Origin of the sequence: Streptomyces sp. TLI_185 (assembly GCF_003814765.1) — a bacterium.
In the GTDB taxonomy this organism is placed as follows: Bacteria; Actinomycetota; Actinomycetes; order Streptomycetales; family Streptomycetaceae; genus Streptomyces.
The window spans coordinates 91,879-108,849 of record NZ_RKRB01000002.1 but is presented as its reverse complement, the minus strand read 5'-3'; the positions used below and the strand labels follow the sequence as shown (position 1 = coordinate 108,849).

General features: G+C 72.3%; 10 protein-coding genes. 4 read left to right on the top strand and 6 right to left on the bottom strand.

Annotation, left to right across the window (positions count from 1 at the left end):
* Positions 1-22: 22 nt before the first annotated feature.
* Positions 23-715 carry a hypothetical protein gene (locus EDD92_RS49035; protein WP_123970968.1) on the top strand — a complete coding sequence of 231 codons (693 nt, stop codon included), beginning with the start codon at positions 23-25 and terminating at the stop codon, positions 713-715.
* A gap of 126 nt (positions 716-841) precedes the next feature.
* On the opposite strand, the gene EDD92_RS49030 is transcribed toward EDD92_RS49035, so the two are convergent.
* Positions 842-1,303, bottom strand: coding sequence for a nuclear transport factor 2 family protein (locus tag EDD92_RS49030; protein ID WP_123970967.1), 462 nt, complete (start codon positions 1,301-1,303; stop codon positions 842-844).
* 621 nt (positions 1,304-1,924) lie between these two features.
* Here EDD92_RS49030 and EDD92_RS49025 point away from each other — a divergent pair.
* Positions 1,925-4,171: an MMPL family transporter gene (locus EDD92_RS49025; protein WP_123970966.1), complete on the top strand. Its 2,247-nt coding sequence runs from the start codon at positions 1,925-1,927 to the stop codon at positions 4,169-4,171.
* Positions 4,172-4,301: 130 nt separating this feature from the next.
* On the opposite strand, the gene ddaH is transcribed toward EDD92_RS49025, so the two are convergent.
* From ddaH to EDD92_RS49005, 4 genes are all read right to left on the bottom strand, one after another.
* Positions 4,302-5,147 (bottom strand): dimethylargininase, encoded by an 846-nt coding sequence (gene ddaH, locus EDD92_RS49020; RefSeq protein ID WP_123970965.1) that lies wholly within the window; start codon positions 5,145-5,147, stop codon positions 4,302-4,304.
* Between the two features lie 86 nt (positions 5,148-5,233).
* Positions 5,234-6,286, bottom strand: coding sequence for a 2-oxoacid:ferredoxin oxidoreductase subunit beta (locus EDD92_RS49015; protein ID WP_123970964.1), 1,053 nt, complete (start codon positions 6,284-6,286; stop codon positions 5,234-5,236).
* Positions 6,276-8,177, bottom strand: a complete 1,902-nt coding sequence (locus EDD92_RS49010) for a 2-oxoacid:acceptor oxidoreductase subunit alpha (protein WP_185124528.1) — start codon at positions 8,175-8,177, stop codon at positions 6,276-6,278. Before EDD92_RS49010 ends, EDD92_RS49015 begins: the two co-directional genes overlap by 11 nt.
* Before the next feature lie 556 nt (positions 8,178-8,733).
* The gene (locus EDD92_RS49005; RefSeq protein ID WP_123970963.1) at positions 8,734-9,993 is read right to left on the bottom strand and encodes an aminotransferase class V-fold PLP-dependent enzyme; all 1,260 of its coding nucleotides are present in this window, start codon (positions 9,991-9,993) and stop codon (positions 8,734-8,736) included.
* 403 nt (positions 9,994-10,396) lie between these two features.
* Here EDD92_RS49005 and EDD92_RS49000 point away from each other — a divergent pair, with 403 nt between their 5' ends.
* Positions 10,397-10,801, top strand: coding sequence for a hypothetical protein (locus tag EDD92_RS49000; RefSeq protein ID WP_123970962.1), 405 nt, complete (start codon positions 10,397-10,399; stop codon positions 10,799-10,801).
* A gap of 536 nt (positions 10,802-11,337) precedes the next feature.
* Entirely contained in the window at positions 11,338-16,644 is a 5,307-nt protein-coding gene (locus EDD92_RS48995; RefSeq protein ID WP_185124527.1) for a non-ribosomal peptide synthetase, read from the top strand.
* Here EDD92_RS48995 and EDD92_RS48990 read toward each other — a convergent pair.
* Entirely contained in the window at positions 16,641-16,895 is a 255-nt protein-coding gene (locus tag EDD92_RS48990; RefSeq protein ID WP_123970960.1) for a hypothetical protein, read from the bottom strand. The genes EDD92_RS48995 and EDD92_RS48990 overlap by 4 nt on opposite strands.
* Positions 16,896-16,971 lie beyond the last annotated feature (76 nt).

The following is a 16,971-nucleotide window of genomic DNA, read 5'->3' as shown; positions in this document are numbered from 1 at the left end:
AGCGAAGGCGAGGGCAGTGCCCATGACCCACACCCTGGGCTCCTCCCACGCCCGACGGCCGGGTCCCACCATGCCGTCATCCGGTCCGGCGGGTCACCATGCCCCAAGGTCGGCCGAGTTCATCCCGCGACCGCCGGATTCCGACCGCCTGACACACGCAGCGGATCTCACACCGCAGCCGGCGGCCGGCGGCCACGAGCTGACCCTCGCGGCCGAAACGGACGGGGACGAGGCCCGCGGGCTCGCCGCCTCTCTCCCGCCCAGGGCCGGGCTCGTACTGCTGAGCGCCGTGGCCGAGACCGACGCCTCGCCACCCGAGCCCGCGGTGGCCCCGCTTCGCTCCGGCCTGAGCATTCTGCCGACGTACCAGGAGCCCGGGCCGGACCTACCGACCGGCGATCCCGAGTCCGGCGCCCCCGAGTTCTGGCAGGCGCCTCCGAACGATCCGCCCGACGCTCTCATCCGCCTGCGGTTCGCCGACGCCATCGCGCTCGAACGTGCCGGCGCCGCCTTCGGCACCGGATCAGGCCCGGACCTCGGCGACGCGTGGAGCGACCTCGCGACGCTCACCCTCCAGATCTCCGGCGACGCCGGCGTCGAGACCCTCCGGGCCGTGCTCGCGGTCCTCGACGCGGCAGCGGTCACGGCCGAGTCGCTCACCGTGCACACACACGAACTCGACGACGTCTACGCCGCGTTCACCAGCCTGCCCTGAAGTCCGGGCGGTCCCGGAGCACCAGTCGGCGGTGGCCGTGGGCCGCGGTGTCACGGCAAGGCGAGGGTGCCGCACTTGACGCTGGCGCCCGCCCGGGGCAGCGTCCGCTCCGGTGCGCACGGTCGCTCAGGCCAGGTCGTCGCGGGTCACCCGGCGGTGCGCGGTGCGCCACTTGCCGCGGGTGCGGACCAGGACGTCCTCCATGACGCACACGTACAGGGCCTTGGAACTGCCTCCGCCCGGTGTGACGTACACCAGGGCCGAGCAACGGGTGTGCAGCGACCCGTCCGCCTGGGGCTGTACGTCGAGCATGCCGACCCAGTGGTCGAGGCGGCTGCCGGCCCGCCGCTGCCGTGCCGCGCCGGCCCGCACGTAGCGGGCGAGCCCGGCGCGCGCACGCACCGGCTCGGACAGGGAGGGCAGTTCGATGACGGCGTCCTCGGTGAAGGTGGCCGCCCAGCGCTCGGTGTCGTGCGCGTCGAGGATCTGCATCTGGTGTGCGTAGAACTGCTGTGCTTCCGCGTACAGGGCGGCGAACTTCCGGCTCTGGAGTGTGCGTTCGGCCGTTCCCTCCAGCTCGACAGTCATGATCTCGGCCTCCGCCTCCGTGCGTGTTCCCTGGGCCGTGTCCCTTGGGGCGGGTGAGGTACGCCGAGGGGATCCCGGGCACTGCGAGGAATCCGAACTCGGTACGGACAGTCTTTGAAGTTCCGCTCGAGCCTCTTTCAAATACGCCTCAAGCGTTCCTGCCGACGATGGATGCCACGAGCCACGACAGCCCCTCGGCCCGACCATCCGGAGGCAATCAGCGGTGATGGACTTTCCGTACCCGGATCTTCCGGTGGACGGCCTGCTTCGGCAGGTCGCCGTGCGCGCCCCCGCGGTTGTTGCGCTGTGCGCGGGACGTGCCGGGGTGCCCTTCGCCGGGCTCTCGGCACCATGGCGAGCGCGGCACCGACTCCGGCTTCGGGCCGCCGCGTCGGGCCCCCGACCGTCTGACCGTGGACATCCCGGGCGACGGCGACATCGGGACCCCACAGACCATCCCCACCGCCCTGGCAAAGGCCTCGTTCACCCCCGAGACCCTCACCGTGCACACGCACGAACCGACGTCTTCCCAGCCCTCACCTTCTGGACGTGACCGGCGACCGGTCCCGGCAGCACCACCCATCCCCTCACATTCCGCGCAAGAGCAGGAGTCTGTACGACATGGCCACCTTTCTCTCATCAGTGGGCCGCTTCGCCTTCCGGCGACGCGGCCTGGTGACCCTGCTGTGGCTCGCCGCCCTCGTGGGAATCGGCGTCGCCGCCTCGTCCGCGCCCACGCCGCCCGCCGACACGTTCTCCATGCCGGGCACGGAGTCCCAGAAGGCCTTCGATCTACTCAAGGAGAAGTTCCCGGCGGCGAACGCGGAAGGCGCCACCGCCCGCGTGGTGCTGCGTGCCCCGCAGGGCCACAAGCTCGCCGACCCGGAGGAGAGGGCCAAGGTCGAGGACCTCGTCGGCCGGCTCGGCAGGGCACCCGAAGTGGTCGCCGTGTCCGACCCGTTCAAGGCGAACGCCGTCAGCAAGGACGGCACCACCGCCTACGCGGTCGCCACCTACAAGGTCGCCGCCACCAAGCTGGACGACAAGGCGCACGACGCCCTCACCGGGGCCCTCGACCACTCCCGCAAGAGCGGCCTGACCGTCGAGGCCGGCGGTGACGCGGTCAAGCTGGACGCGGGCTCCGCCAGCGGCACCGAGGGCATCGGCATCCTGGTCTCCGCCCTCGTCCTGATCCTCACCTTCGGCTCGATGATCGCCGCGGGCATGCCCCTGCTGACCGCGCTCATCGGCGTCGCCATCGGCACCTCCGCGATCACCGCGCTCGGCTCCACCCTGGGCCTGTCGAGCACCACCTCCACGCTGGCGATGATGATCGGCCTCGCGGTCGGCATCGACTACGCCCTGTTCGTCATCTCCCGCTACCGCTCCGAGCTGTCCGAGGGCCGCGAGCGCCAGGACGCCGCCGCACGCGCCGTCGGCACCGCGGGCACCGCCGTCGTCTTCGCCGGCCTCACCGTGATCATCGCCCTGGCGGGCCTCGCCGTGGTCAACGTGCCGATGCTCACCAAGATGGGCCTCACCGCGGCCGGCACGGTCGCCATCGCAGTCCTCATCGCCATCACCTTCGTCCCCGCCCTCCTCGGCTTCGCACCGATCAAGGTCATGCCCCGCGCCGAGCGCAAGCGGTTCTACGGCAAGCCGCTGACCGCCCGTCAGCAGCGCAAGGCCGACAAGCGGGCCGCGCGCCAGAAGCCGAACCTCGGCACCCGCTGGGCCGCGTTCGTCGTCCGCCGCCCCCTGGTCGTCCTGCTCGTCGGTGTCGCGGGCCTCGGCGCCCTCGCCATCCCCGCGGCCGGCATGCAGCTCGGTCTGCCGAGTGAGGGCACGTACGCGAAGGACACCACCCAGCGCAAGGCGTACGACCTGCTGTCCGACTCTTTCGGAGCCGGCTTCAACGGCCCGCTGACCGTCACGGTCCAGGGCAAGGACACGGCCGCCGCGGCGGGCCGGGTCGGCAAGCGGCTCGCGAAGGTCGAGAACGTCGCGATGGCGAGCCCCGCGGCCACCAACCCCAAGGGTGACACGGCGATCATCACCGTCGTACCGAAGACCGGCCCGCAAGACCACGCCACCGAGGAACTGGTCCGGACGATCCGCGGGATGAAGGACGACTTCCGGTCCTCCGACAACGCCACGGTCCTGGTCACCGGCCAGACCGCCCTCTACATCGACTTCTCCAAGACCCTCGACGATGCCCTCCTGCCCTACCTCGGTCTGGTCGTCGGCCTCGCCTTCCTCCTGCTGATGCTGGTCTTCCGCTCGGTCCTCGTCCCGCTCAAGGCGGCCCTTGGCTTCCTGCTCTCGATCAGTGCGGCGCTCGGCGCGCTCGTCGCGGTCTTCCAGTGGGGCTGGCTCGCCAAGAGCCTCGGCATCGAGCAGCAGGGCCAGATCATGAGCACGCTGCCGATCTTCATGATCGGTGTGGTCTTCGGTCTCGCGATGGACTACGAGGTCTTCCTCGTCGCCCGGATGCGGGAAGCGTACGTCCACGGGGCGAGCCCGTCCGACGCGGTGGTCACCGGCTTCCGCTACGGCGGACGGATCGTCACCGCCGCCGCGGTCATCATGGCCAGCGTCTTCTCCGGCTTCATCCTGGACGCGAACGACTTCGTGAAGATGATCGGCTTCGGTCTCGCCGCCGCCGTCCTCTTCGACGCCTTCGTGGTCCGCATGGCCCTGGTCCCGGCCCTGTTCGCCCTGCTCGGCAGGTCCGCATGGTGGCTGCCGCGCTGGCTGGACCGGCTGCTGCCGGACATGGACGTGGAGGGCGAGAAGCTCACCCGCTTCCCGGCCTCCGCCCCGATCCCCGGCCCCCGTCACGAGCGGGAGCCGGTGCACACGGGCTGACTGACCGTCCGCCCCCTGAGTCCGGGCCGTCAACCCTCCGTCCGGACCGGCCAACGGCCACCGCCGACCCGAGTGCCTCACAGCACAGGGCCGGCGGTGGCCGTCTCTTTGCCCGCCTGTCTCTGTCGTTCTACAGGACGAGGGTGCAGCACTTGACGCTGCCGCCCGCCTTGAGCAGCTCGCCCAGCTCCACGCCGATCGGGTGGAAGCCACGGTCCTTCAGCTTCTCGATGAGCCCTGTGGCCGCCTGCGGCAGCAGCACATTGAGCCCGTCGGAGAACGCGTTGAGGCCGAACACCGCCGCGTCCTCGTCCGTGGCCAGAATCGCGTCCGGGAACATCTCCTGCAGCACCGCCCGGCTGCCCGGCGTGAACGCCGGCGGGTAGTACATGATCTCGGTCGGCGAGAGCACCGCGAGGGCGGTGTCCAGGTGGTAGAAGTCCGGGTTGACCAGCGTCAGACCGATCACCGGCAGTCCCAGGAACTCCTGCGCCTCGGCGTGCGAACGCGGATCGGTGCGGAACCCGGTCCCGGCAAGGATCCGCCGCCCCACCCGCAGGTAGTCACCCTCGCCCTCGTTGATGAACTCCGGCCACAGGATCTCGCGATACCCGTTCCGCTCGAACCAGTCCAGATAGGCCGGCCCCTCCGCGGTCCGCTCCCGGTGTCGGAACCGCGCGCCCAGTACCTTGCCGTCGACCACGGTGGCGCCGTTGGCCGCGAACACCATGTCCGGCAGACCCTCGATCGGCTCTATCACCTCGACCGTGTGCCCGAGCGACACGTACAGCTCCCGCAGCTCCTCCCACTGCCGCAGCGAGGCCGCGGTGTCCGTCGGTTTCTGCGGGTCCATCCACGGATTGATGCTGTACGTCACGTCGAAGAACTGTGGACGGCACATCAGCAGACGGCGCGGAACCGCCTCCCGTACCGCCCGGACGGCCCATTCCTCGTCGGCGACGCCGTTCGAAACCATTGCGGGTTCCTCCTTGTGAGAGTGGAGTGCGAGAGTGCGAACCCGGCGCCGCGGGGGTGGGCGGCACCGGGTGTCAGGGGGGTGCCTCAGCTGAGGACGGTCCAGGTGTCGCCGCCGGCGAGGAGTGCGGCGAGGTCGCCCTTGCCGTGCTGTTCGACGGCGGTGTCGAGCTGGTCGGCCATCTGCGTGTCGTAGACGGGCCTTTCGACGGAGCGGAACACACCGATCGGGGTGTGGTGCAGGGTGTCGGGGTCGGCCAGCCGGGAGAGAGCGAAGGCGGTGGTGGGGGACGCGGAGTGCGCGTCGTGGACCAGGACGTCGGCCTCGTTGTCCGCGCTCACGGTCACCACCTTCAGATCGCCCGTCTGCCGGTCGCGTACGACGCCCTTGGACAGGTCGCTGCCGAAGCGGATCGGCTGCCCGTGCTCGAGGCGGATCACCGCCTCCTCGGCCTGTTGTTTGTCCTTGAGGGCGTCGAAGGCGCCGTCGTTGAAGATGTTGCAGTTCTGGTAGATCTCGACCAGTGCCGTTCCCGGGTGGGCGGCGGCCTGGCGCAGCACCTCGGTCAGATGCTTGCGGTCGGAGTCGATGGTGCGGGCGACGAAGGAGGCCTCCGCGCCGATCGCCAGCGACACCGGGTTGAAGGGCGCGTCCAAAGAGCCCATCGGCGTCGACTTGGTGATCTTGCCGACCTCCGAGGTCGGCGAGTACTGCCCCTTGGTCAGGCCGTAGATCCGGTTGTTGAACAGCAGGATCTTCAGGTTCACGTTGCGGCGCAGCGCGTGGATGAGGTGGTTGCCGCCGATGGACAGGGCGTCTCCGTCACCGGTGACCACCCACACGGACAGGTCCCGACGGCTGGAGGCGAGCCCGGTCGCGATGGCGGGCGCCCGCCCGTGGATCGAGTGCATGCCGTACGTGTTCATGTAGTACGGGAAGCGCGACGAGCAGCCGATGCCCGAGACGAAGACGATGTTCTCCTTGGCCAGGCCCAGCTCGGGCATGAAGCCCTGGACGGCGGCGAGGATCGCGTAGTCACCGCAGCCGGGGCACCAGCGCACCTCCTGGTCCGACTTGAAGTCCCGTGCGGCCAGGGGTGTTTCGGACCTGGGGACGAGAGTCAGGGCCTCAGTGGACATCGATGGCCTCCTTGAGGGCGGTGGCGAGCTGCTCCGCCTTGAACGGCATGCCGTTGACCTGGTTGTACGAGTGGGCGTCGGCCAGGTACCTGGCCCGGATGAGGGTGGCGAGCTGGCCGAGGTTCATCTCGGGGATCACCACCTTGTCGTAGCGCTTCAGCACGCTTTCGAGATTGCGCGGGAAGGGGTTGAGGTGGCGCAGGTGCGCCTGCGCGATCGACTCTCCGGCCGCCCGCAGCCGCCGTACCGCCGCCGTGATCGGGCCGTACGTCGAGCCCCAGCCCAGTACCAGCGTCTGCGCGCCGTGCGGGTCGTCGACCTCCAGGTCGGGTACGGCGATGCCGTCGATCTTGGCCTGCCGGGTGCGGACCATGAAGTCGTGGTTGGCCGGGTCGTAGGAGATGTTGCCCGTGCCGTCCTGCTTCTCGATGCCGCCGATCCGGTGCTCCAGCCCCGGCGTGCCCGGGACCGCCCACGGCCGGGCGAGGGTCTGCGGATCCCGCTTGTACGGCCAGAAGACTTCGGTGCCGTCCTCCAGGGTGTGGTTGGGGCCGGAGGCGAACTGGACTCTCAGGTCGGGTAGTTCGTCCAGGTCCGGGATGCGCCACGGCTCGGAGCCGTTGGCCAGGTAGCCGTCGGAGAGCAGCAGCACCGGCGTGCGGTAGGTGACCGCGATCCGGGCCGCCTCCATGGCCGCGTCGAAGCAGTCGGCCGGGGTGCGCGGGGCGACGATCGGGACTGGTGCCTCGCCATTGCGCCCGTACATCGCCTGCAGCAGGTCCGCCTGCTCGGTCTTGGTCGGCAGGCCCGTGGACGGGCCGCCACGCTGGATGTCGACGACCAGCAGCGGCAGTTCGAGACTCACCGCCAGGCCGATCGTCTCCGACTTCAACGCCAGGCCCGGGCCCGAGGTCGTGGTCACCGCGAGTGAGCCGCCGAAGGCCGCGCCCAGGGCCGCGCCGATCCCCGCGATCTCGTCCTCGGCCTGGAAGGTGCGCACGCCGAGGTTCTTGTGCCGGCTCAGCTCGTGCAGGATGTCGGAGGCCGGGGTGATGGGGTAGGAGCCCAGGTACAGCGGCAGGTCCGCCTGGCGGGACGCGGCGATCAGCCCGTAGGACAGCGCCAGATTGCCGGAGATGTTGCGGTAGGTGCCCACGGGGAATGCCTTGGCGGCCGGGGCGACCTCGTAGGAGACCGCGAAGTCCTCGGTCGTCTCGCCGAAGTTCCAGCCCGCGCGGAATGCGGCGATGTTCGCCCCGGCGATGTGCGGCTTCTTCGCGAATTTCGACTTCAGGAACCTCTCCGTGCCCTCGGTGGGCCGGTGGTACATCCACGACAGCAGACCCAGCGCGAACATGTTCTTGCTGCGCTCGGCCTCCTTGCGGGAGAGATCGAACTCCTTGAGCGCCTCCACCGTGAGGGTCGTCAGCGGCACCGGATGCAGGTGGTAGCCGTCGAGCGAGCCGTCCTCCAGCGGGTTGTCCGAGTAGCCCACCTTCTGCAGGGCGCGTTTGGTGAACTCGTCCGTGTCGACGATGAGTTCGGCGCCGCGCGGCAGATCTCCGAGGTTGGCCTTCAGTGCGGCCGGGTTCATCGCGACCAGCACGTTCGGCGCGTCGCCCGGCGTGAGGATGTCGTGGTCGGCGAAGTGAAGTTGGAAGCTGGAGACGCCGGGCAGGGTACCGGCGGGGGCGCGGATCTCGGCGGGGAAGTTCGGCAGGGTGGAAAGGTCGTTGCCGAAGGACGCGGTCTCCGAGGTGAACCTGTCCCCGGTGAGCTGCATACCGTCACCCGAGTCCCCCGCGAACCGGATGACCACCCGGTCCAGGCGCCGGACATCCTTCGCGGGTGCTGTCCCCGTCTCGGGCAGCCCAGTCGTTTCCACAGACATACGTAGCTCGGCTCCTGTCGGTCCGTGACGAGTCTCGCGGCGGCACCGGATAGTGCGTGCACCTGAGCCCGAGGCTAGAGACGGCCGTTAGAGGCCCACTCGCGTCTGCCCGAGCGGCCGGGCCGCCCCGGCCGCTCGGGCAGCAGGGCGCGGCTCGCCGCGTTCCTCATGCAACTGCGGGCAAGTGGGGCCACCGACATGGCACTTCCACGACCTCCACGAACGCGGGGATGAGCGCCTGAGTATGGCGCTTCACGCCGCTCCCGACGCCCGCACCGCCACGTGTACCTGCCGCCCGCGGGCGGCTCGGCGTCCAGCGCTGCGGCCCCCACTGTCCCGGTCGCCCGCGCAATCGCGCCGAGCGTCAACGGGCTCGCGGCCGTCGGCCACGAACAGCCCGCCGGTCCCGACGGGGACGGCGGCCCCTCGTCTACCGCGCCCAGCGACTCGGTGCCCTCGCCCTCGCCTTGTGACCGGCTGTACTGAGCGCGGAGCCACCTCTGATCCGTTGCGCTCACCGGCGTTCAACCGGCACTTCCCGCCGGCTGCGAGCCGCTCACGCTCCGGGCTGGAGCCGGCTGGTGCGGGGCGGACCGCCGGACACGAGGGTCAGGTGCCGTCGCCCAGCCGCCTGCCGGCGTGGGATCCGGGCCGCTGCCGGCCTGGACGGCACGTCGCGCGACACCGGTGCGGTGGACGGCGGGCGCGGGACGCCGGCAGGACGCGGGCGCCCCTCGGCCACGGCGTCCTGGAGCGCCTCGGCAAACCGCTCGATGTCCTCGGCGCGGTGGTCGGGGTGGACGGATGCGCGTACGGCCGTGACGACACCGCGCTCGGGTAGGTACAGCGGGGTCTCCTGGGCGACCGTCTTCCATACGACGACTCCGCGGTCCGCGAGGCGGCGGCGCAACAGTGCAGCCGGCAGTTCCCCGTGCTGGAAGGTGACGATGCCGGACTGGACCCGGCCGGGGGCGATCAGTCCGGTGCCGGACGTGTTCTCCACGGCGGTGCGCAGCCGGGAACCGAGGTCTTCGGGCGCGGGCACGGGCGCGGGCACGTGCAGGGCGAGGGCCGCGTTCAGCGCGGCTGCGGCGGCGCCGCAGGGCGGCACGAGCGGCAGGCCGCCGTGCGGGGCCAGGACCTGCCGCAACCGCGGTGCCGCATAAGCGAACCCGACGGACTGCGGGCCGCGCAGGAAGCGCCAGCCGTCACCGGTGAGCAGGTCGCAGCCGACGCGGGCGACGTCCACGGGGAGTTGCCCAACGGCGTACGAGGCGTCGACGGCGTACAGGCAGCGGTGCGGGGCGAGGATGCGCCCCACGTCCTCGACGGGGTTGACGATGCCGCAGCCCGAGGGAACGTACGGGACACAGACGAGGGCGACGTCGCCGTCGATGTGCTGCGCCATCCACTCCAGGTCGAGGTCGCCGTCGGGGCGCAGCGGTACGACGTCCAGCCGGCAGCCGGTGCGGGCGCGGAGGGCGTTGAGGGCGCTGAGGTTGGCGGCCGACTCGTAGCGAGTCGTCCAGACACGGTCGCGCGGGCCGAGCGGGAGCCGGGACAGGACGGCGGCGAACGCGTCGGTGGCCCCGGTGGACAGCGCGGTGTCGCCGGGTGGGGCGCCGAGCAGGGCGGCCAGTCGCTCGTGGATCTCCCGGTGCAGGACGTCGTCGAGGCGTTCCTCCAGTTCGTGGGGCCCGTACCGGTCCTCGAAGCGCGTCCATTCGGTGAGGAGCTCGCGTACGGCAGCGGGCATGCGGCCAAGACCGGCCGAGTTCAGATGGACCCTTCGGTCACCGTGGGACATCGCGTTCATTTCCGGGGCCTCCCCCCGTCACTGAGATGACCGAGGCAATCTATTGCCTCGTGCTTGGCAACAGATTGCCTTCAGGAATCCAGAACTGGCAACACGGGCTCAGGCGGCGCTCAAGTGAACGAGGCTCGTCAGCTCCGAACTCAGCTGCGCCCGGCTCTTTTTCCTAGGGGTTGCCTAGCGTTGCCAGAGGCTCCGGACTTCTGCCAAAGGTCGGCGTTTTAGCAGCTCACAGGGGGTTTACCTGGGCAATCCAGTCGAGTTCGCCGGGCTTCTGAAGCGTATCTCGCGACGGTCTTGAGCGTAGTTCGACCAATTCCCCAGCGATTCCCGAGATTTACTTGCCAATCTTCTTGGCAAGAGGTTGCCAAGCAACGAACACAGAATTGACACCGAGGAGCCCGCCATGAACCGCATCGCCCGGATCGCCACCGTCGCCGCCGTCGTCGCCGCCGCGTTCTCCACCGCCGGTGCCACCACCGCCGCGAACGCGATCGACTGGCCGACGGCGCCGAAGGCGGTCTCCGCGACGGAATCCATCGACTGGCCCGCCACCACCGCAACCCCCGCCAGCGCCAACATCGACTGGCCCGCCACCACCGCAACCCCCGCCAGCGCCAACATCGACTGGCCCGCCACCACCGCAACCCCCGCCAGCGCCAACATCGACTGGCCCGCCACCACCGCAACCCCCGCCAGCGCCAACATCGACTGGCCCGCCACCACCGCAACCCCCGCCAGCGCCAACATCGACTGGCCCGCCACCACCACCGGCGCCAACATCGACTGGCCGAAGGCCGCCTCCGTCTGATCCGCGCCCGGGCAACCGTGCCCGCCCCGTGACGCCCCCGCCGGCCACCGTGCCGCTGCGGGGGCTTCGGCGTTCTGGGAGGTTCTCACCTCCGTCCCGCTCCACCTCTGTCAGAGGCGCCGCTGGCGGCAGCAATCGGTGGCCGGAGCTCTGGAGACGGCCCTGACCACCTGCACGGTGGGACGTTCCCAAGTGCTGCTGATCGAGGGTGCCGACGGCCGTGTCAACAGCCACCTGCTGAACGCCGTGGCCGAACGGACCGCCGCCGCGGGAGCACCGGGCGCCGGAGGCCCGACCAGCCGCGGCATCGCGGCCCGGCTCCCCCGCCGCGGCACCGCCGCCTTCGCGCGCCGGCCAAGCCCCCCTCTCGGCACACGAGGCAACCCTCCGCCGCTCGAACTGGCAACAATCCACCCGCATCAGCTGCGAGTTCAGTGCCGCTCGACCGTAGCTGGATACCGCCTCAGGTCGCCGTTGCCAATATTCAGGCAATGTTTTGCCAAGCCGGAAGGCGCTGTCGTAAGGAGCGGGTGCTGATGTCGGTCTTGTCGGTCTCTGGCCTCATCGAGCAGCAGGTCCAGGAGGGCCCCGACGCAATCGCGGTCCACTACCCCCAGCACGCCGACAGCCGCGTGGCTCACCTCACCTACCGCGAGCTGAGCCACGCGGCCAACCGCCTCGCCGCCCATCTGCGGGCCCGCGGCATCGGCCGCGGCGACCGCGTGGTGACCTCGCTGCGGCCGGGCCCGGAGATGGTGACCGCCTTCCTCGGGATCGTGCGGGCCGGCGCCGCCTACGTCCCGGTCGACCCCGCCGACCCGGCCGAACGGCGCCGGCTGATCGTGCGTGACAGCGCGGCCGCCGCGGTGCTCACCGCGGGCGCAGACGCCGCGGACTACTCAGGCCTGGACACGGTGTTCGTCGTCCTGGACGCCGAGGCCTCCGAGATCGCCCGACGCTCCGACGCCCTGCCCGAGCAGACCACCGGCCCGGACGACGCCTTCTACGTCTGCTACACCTCCGGCACCACCGGCACCCCCAAGGGCGTCGTCGTACCACACCGCGCCGTGCTGGACTTCGTCCGCTCCACCGACTACCTGCGGCTGACCCCCGCCGACGCGGTGGCCCAGGCCGCGGGCCCCGCCTTCGACGCGGTCACCTTCGAGGTGTGGACGACGCTCACCGCCGGCGCCCGGCTGATCGGCCTCGGCACGGACACCGTCACCGACCCGGGCCGCTTCCAGGACGCGGTCCGCACCCACGGCATCTCCGTGGCCTTCCTGACGACCGCCCTGTTCCACCTGATCGCCCGGGAGCGGCCCGCCGCCTTCGCGTCACTGCGCGCCGTCCTGTTCGGCGGCGAGGCCTGCGACCCGCGCCGGGTGCGTGAGGTGTTCGCGGCCGGCACACCGGGACGGCTGCTGCACGTGTACGGGCCGACCGAGACGACGGCGTTCGCCACCTGGCACGAGGTCACCGAACCCGCCGAAGGCGACCGTACGATCCCGATCGGCCGGCCCATCGGTGCCACCACGGCCGTGGTCGTGGACGCCGACGACACGCCGGTCACCGCGGGCGGCACCGGTGAACTCCTTCTCGGCGGGCCGGGCGTGGCCACCGGTTACCTGCACCGGCCGGAGCTGACCGGGCGGCGGTTCGTCGCGGACCGCTTCACCGGCACCGACGGCCCCCTGTACCGCACCGGCGACCTGGTGCGCCTCGGCGAGGACGGTGCGCTGGAGTTCGTCGGCCGGGTGGCGGACCGGATCGAGCTGCGCGCTGCCTGCACCGAACTCGGCGAGATCGAGCCGGTACCGACCGCCGTCCCGACCGTGTCCGCCGCGGCGTCCCCGCACGAGACCGAGGACGGCGGCAAACACCTGGCAGCACACGTCGTGCAGGCCGCCCCTTCCTCGACGCCGGCCGAGGAGGACGCACGGATCACCAGGTGGAGGGAGACCCACGAGGCGCTCCACGAGGACGCCGCTGCCACCGGTCCGGGCGACAACCTCACCGGCTGGAACAGCAGTTACGACGCCTTGCCGATCCCGCCGGACCACCTGCGGGAGTGGCAGAACGCCACCCTCGAGCGGATCCGTGAGCTGCCGCGCCGCCGGGTCCTGGAGATCGGTGCGGGCACCGGGCTGCTGATGGCGCACCTCGCCCATGACGAGGAGGTCCACGAGTACTGGGCCACCGGCTTCTCCCCCGCCGGCGTCGCCGCGTTCACCGCGCAGGTGGAGGCCGACCCGGTCCTCAAGGACAAGGTCCGGCTGGAGTGCCGGGGTGCCCACGACACCGACGGTCTGCCCGCCGGCCACTTCGACACCATCGTCGTCAACTCGGTGATCCAGTACTTCCCGAGCCTCGCCCACCTACGCACCGTCGTCGAGCGGGCGCTGCCGCTGCTCGCCCCGGGCGGCTCGCTGCTCCTCGGCGACCTGCGCAACCTCGACCTCGCCCGCTGCTTCCATACGGGCATCGCGCTGGCCCGGCCGGGCGGCGCCCGGGGCGACCGAGAGGCGCTGCTCCGCGCCATCGACCAACAGGTCGCCACGGAGACCGAACTGCTGCTCTCCCCCGCCTTGTTCGACGCACTCGCCCGGGACCTGCCCGCCGTGCGCGCCGTCGACGTACGTGCCAAGCGGGGCCGGCACCACAACGAGCTGACCCGCTACCGCTACGAGGCGGTGCTCTCCACCGCCGAGCCGGTCGCCGACCTCACCACCGCGCCCGCCCTCCGCTGGGGCCGGGACATCGCAGGCACCAGTGAGGCCGAACAGCTCCTGACGACGGTGCGCCCCGCCGTGCTGCGCCTGGCCGGGGTGCCCAACCGCCGGGTGCACGACGAGTACACGGCCATGCAGTCCCTCTTCGACCCCCGCGAGGGCATCGACCTCGCGCCGCAGGACGCGCCCGCCCCCGACCCGGAGACGCTGTGCGAGATGGCCGAGCGCCTGGGCTACCGGGCCCTGCCCACCTGGGGCGAGAGCCCGGACCTCCTCGACATCGTCGTCGTCGACCCCGCGCAGGTCCCCGCGGGCGCGCTGAGCGGCGTGTACGCGGCACCCGTCACCGACGCCGAGAGCTGCGCCAACACCCCGGCCGCCGTCGACGACACCGTCGACCCGGTTGTCGTCCTGCGCGGCCGTCTCCAGGAGCAACTGCCACTGCCGGACTGCATGGTCCCGTCCGCGCTGAAGCCCCTGGACACCCTGCCGCTGAACGCCGACGACAAGGTGGACCGGGGGGCCCGGCCCGCGCCCGCGTGCACCGCCGGCCGCCCCGGTACCCAGCCCGGCACGCCGATCCAGGAGATCGTCCGTGACCTGTTCGCCGAGGTGGTGGGCCTGCCGCGGCACAAGGTGCACGCCGAGTCCGACTTCTTCCGCATCGGCGGCCACTCGTCGGCAGCGGCACGGCTGCTGTCCAGGGTCCGTGAGACCCTGGGCGCCGACCTGGGCAGCCGGGCGCTGCACGAGGCGCCCACCCCGGCCGCGTTCGCCGCGCTCGTCGGCGACGCCCCCGCCGCGGTGACCGGGCCGGGCGCCACAGCCGGCGACAGCTCGGAGTTCTCGATGCGGCTGCACGGCGCGCTGGACACCCGCGCCCTGAAGGCGGCCCTGGAGGACCTCGGCCGCCGCCATCCATCGCTGCGCAACTCCCGGCTCGGCTCGGCCGGCACCCGGTTGCGCGCGCTGGCCGCCGACGACCATCTGCTGGAACTGGCCCTGCCCGCCGACTCGGTCGACCTGTGGTCCCACCTGCCGCTGGCCGCCGCAGTCGCCCGGGCCTACGGGGCGCGGGCCACCGGGCGCACCCCGAACCACTCCCCCGCCGCACGGGATGCGGCTCCCCTCGCCATCTTCGGCGACCTGCCGCCCACCCCGCTGCCGGGCAGCGCGTCGCAGGCCGGCGACACCTCCTACGGCACCCTGGAGTCCGAGCTGGACGCGGAACTGCACGCGCGGCTCGCCCGGTTGGCCGCCGAGCACGGCACCACCCTGTTCATGGTGGTGCACGCCGCGCTCACCGTCCTGCTGACCCGGCTCGGCGCGGCCGGCCCGGTCACCGTGGCCGCCCCCGTCCCGGCCCGGGACACCGCCGCGCTGCGCGAGGCCGTCGGCCCCTACGGGCGGGTCCTGGCCCTGACCGTGGACACCTCCGGCGACCCCGCCTTCACCGAGCTGCTGCGCCGGGTCCGCGAGCGGGACCTGGCCGCCTACCGGGACGGCGAGGCGGCGCTGGCGGCGCTGCCCGGCGGACTCGCGCTGACCGTGCTCCAGGAATGCGCGGGCCGGTTCGAGGCGGCCGGGCTGTCCGTGCGGGCCGAGCACTGCGTGCCGCCGGTCCCGGCCACGGATCTGGGGCTGACGCTGACGGAGCGGCAGAGCCCCGCGGGCGCCCCGGCCGGCATCACCGTCACCACCGCCTTCCGCCGCGAGACGGTCGGCGAGACGGCCGCCGCCTCCCTCACCGGTCAGCTCACCGCCGTACTGCGGTCGGCCCTCGAAGCGCCCGCGGCCCCGCTCAGCCGGCTGCGGCTGCTGCCCGGTCCGGCCTCCGGGAGCGGGGTGTGGGCGGGTGCGGACGTGCCGGTAGCCGAGCAGGACATGGCGTCGCTGTTCGCGGCGCAGGTCGCGCGGGCCCCCGAGGCGCTCGCACTGGCAGGCCTGGACTACGCCGAACTCGACGCCCGCTCCGACCTGTTGGCACACGCTCTCATCGAGCACCGGGCCGGTCCCGGCACGTGTGTGCTCACCGCCCTGTCCTCACCGGCCGGGTTCGCGGTGGCCGCGATCGCCGTGGCGAAGACGGGAGCCGCGCTGCTGCCGGTCGACCCGTCACTGGACCTCGCCGAGTCGCTGCGCCCCGCGGTGCTGCTGCTCGACGAGACCGCGGACCTGCTGCTGCCCGCCGTGCCCGGCGCGGCCCGCCTGGTCCGCGAGGAGGCGACCGGCCGGCTGCCGCCGGCCGGGCACTGGCCGGTGCCGGAGGCCGACCGGACCCGGCCGCGGCGCATCGGCGACCCGCTCCTGCTGCTGCCCGGCGAGGACGGCACCGTGGCGGTGGGCGGCGAGGCCGTCACCGCGGCGACGCTGGCCGCACCGGCCGACGCAGCCTGGCTGGTGCGCGGCTACCCGGACGGAGACGCGGCGATCGGGCTGCTGAGCGCCCTGGCCTGCGGCACCCGCGTGCATGTCCCGGACGGCTCGCTCTCCCATGACGTGCCGCACGAGGTGCTGGGCTGGCTGCGCCGGCAGGGGGCCCGGTGGGTGCTGGGCGGCGCCGACGACGTGCTGTGCGCGCTGGTGTCGCTCGCCCGCACCGAGGGCGCCGAACTGAACGTGAGCGGTGGCTGGGCAGAGGGCAGGCTCGTCGTCGAGCAGGTGCCCGGCGCCCCGGTCCGGCCCGCCCCCGGCTACCGGGCCTACCTCCTTGACTCGCTGCTGCGCCCGGTGGGCCCGGGCGAGACCGGATCCCTGTACATCGCGGGCGTGGGCGTGGCCCAGGGGTACGCCGGGACGCCCGGGGCCAGCGGCGAGCGGTTCCTGCCCGACCCGTTCGGCGGCCCGGCCGGTGGCACCGCCCGCATGTGGCGCACCGGCCGCGCCGCCCGCCTGGACGAGGACGGCAACCTGCGGGTGCTGGACGGCCCGGCCCACGACGACCCGTTCGCCGACGAGTTCGCCACCTTCGTGGTGCTGGCCGACCCGACCGGCCACCGCGCCCTGTGGCCCGCGACGGCCGCCGTCCCCGAGGGCTGGTACGAGACCCACGGCGAAGACCTGTACGAGCTGTGCCTCGACCACATCAACGGCCACCTCGGCGAACCGTTCTAGACCGGCGGCGGCACCGGCGGACCGGCGACGCGGGCGGGCCCGCGGCCTTCGGGGACGAGCCGCTGCGGCCGCCAGGCGGGCACGGCACCCGGCCGGCCGTCGCGCCCGGTGACGTCCCCGGCCCGCGGCACGCCTCGCACGCCTCCACCGGCCAGTCCATGTCGAGGGCACCCCGCCGACAAGGTGGAGGAGCCGACGCAGGCCGTGCCGCGCCACAGCGAGCCGAAGGCGGACGGGACGTCAACACCCATGCAGCAGAACGCTGTACGTCCCGCCCGGCGAACTCGACGAGCGGCCAGGACCGTGCAGCGAGTGCGGCCGACGGCG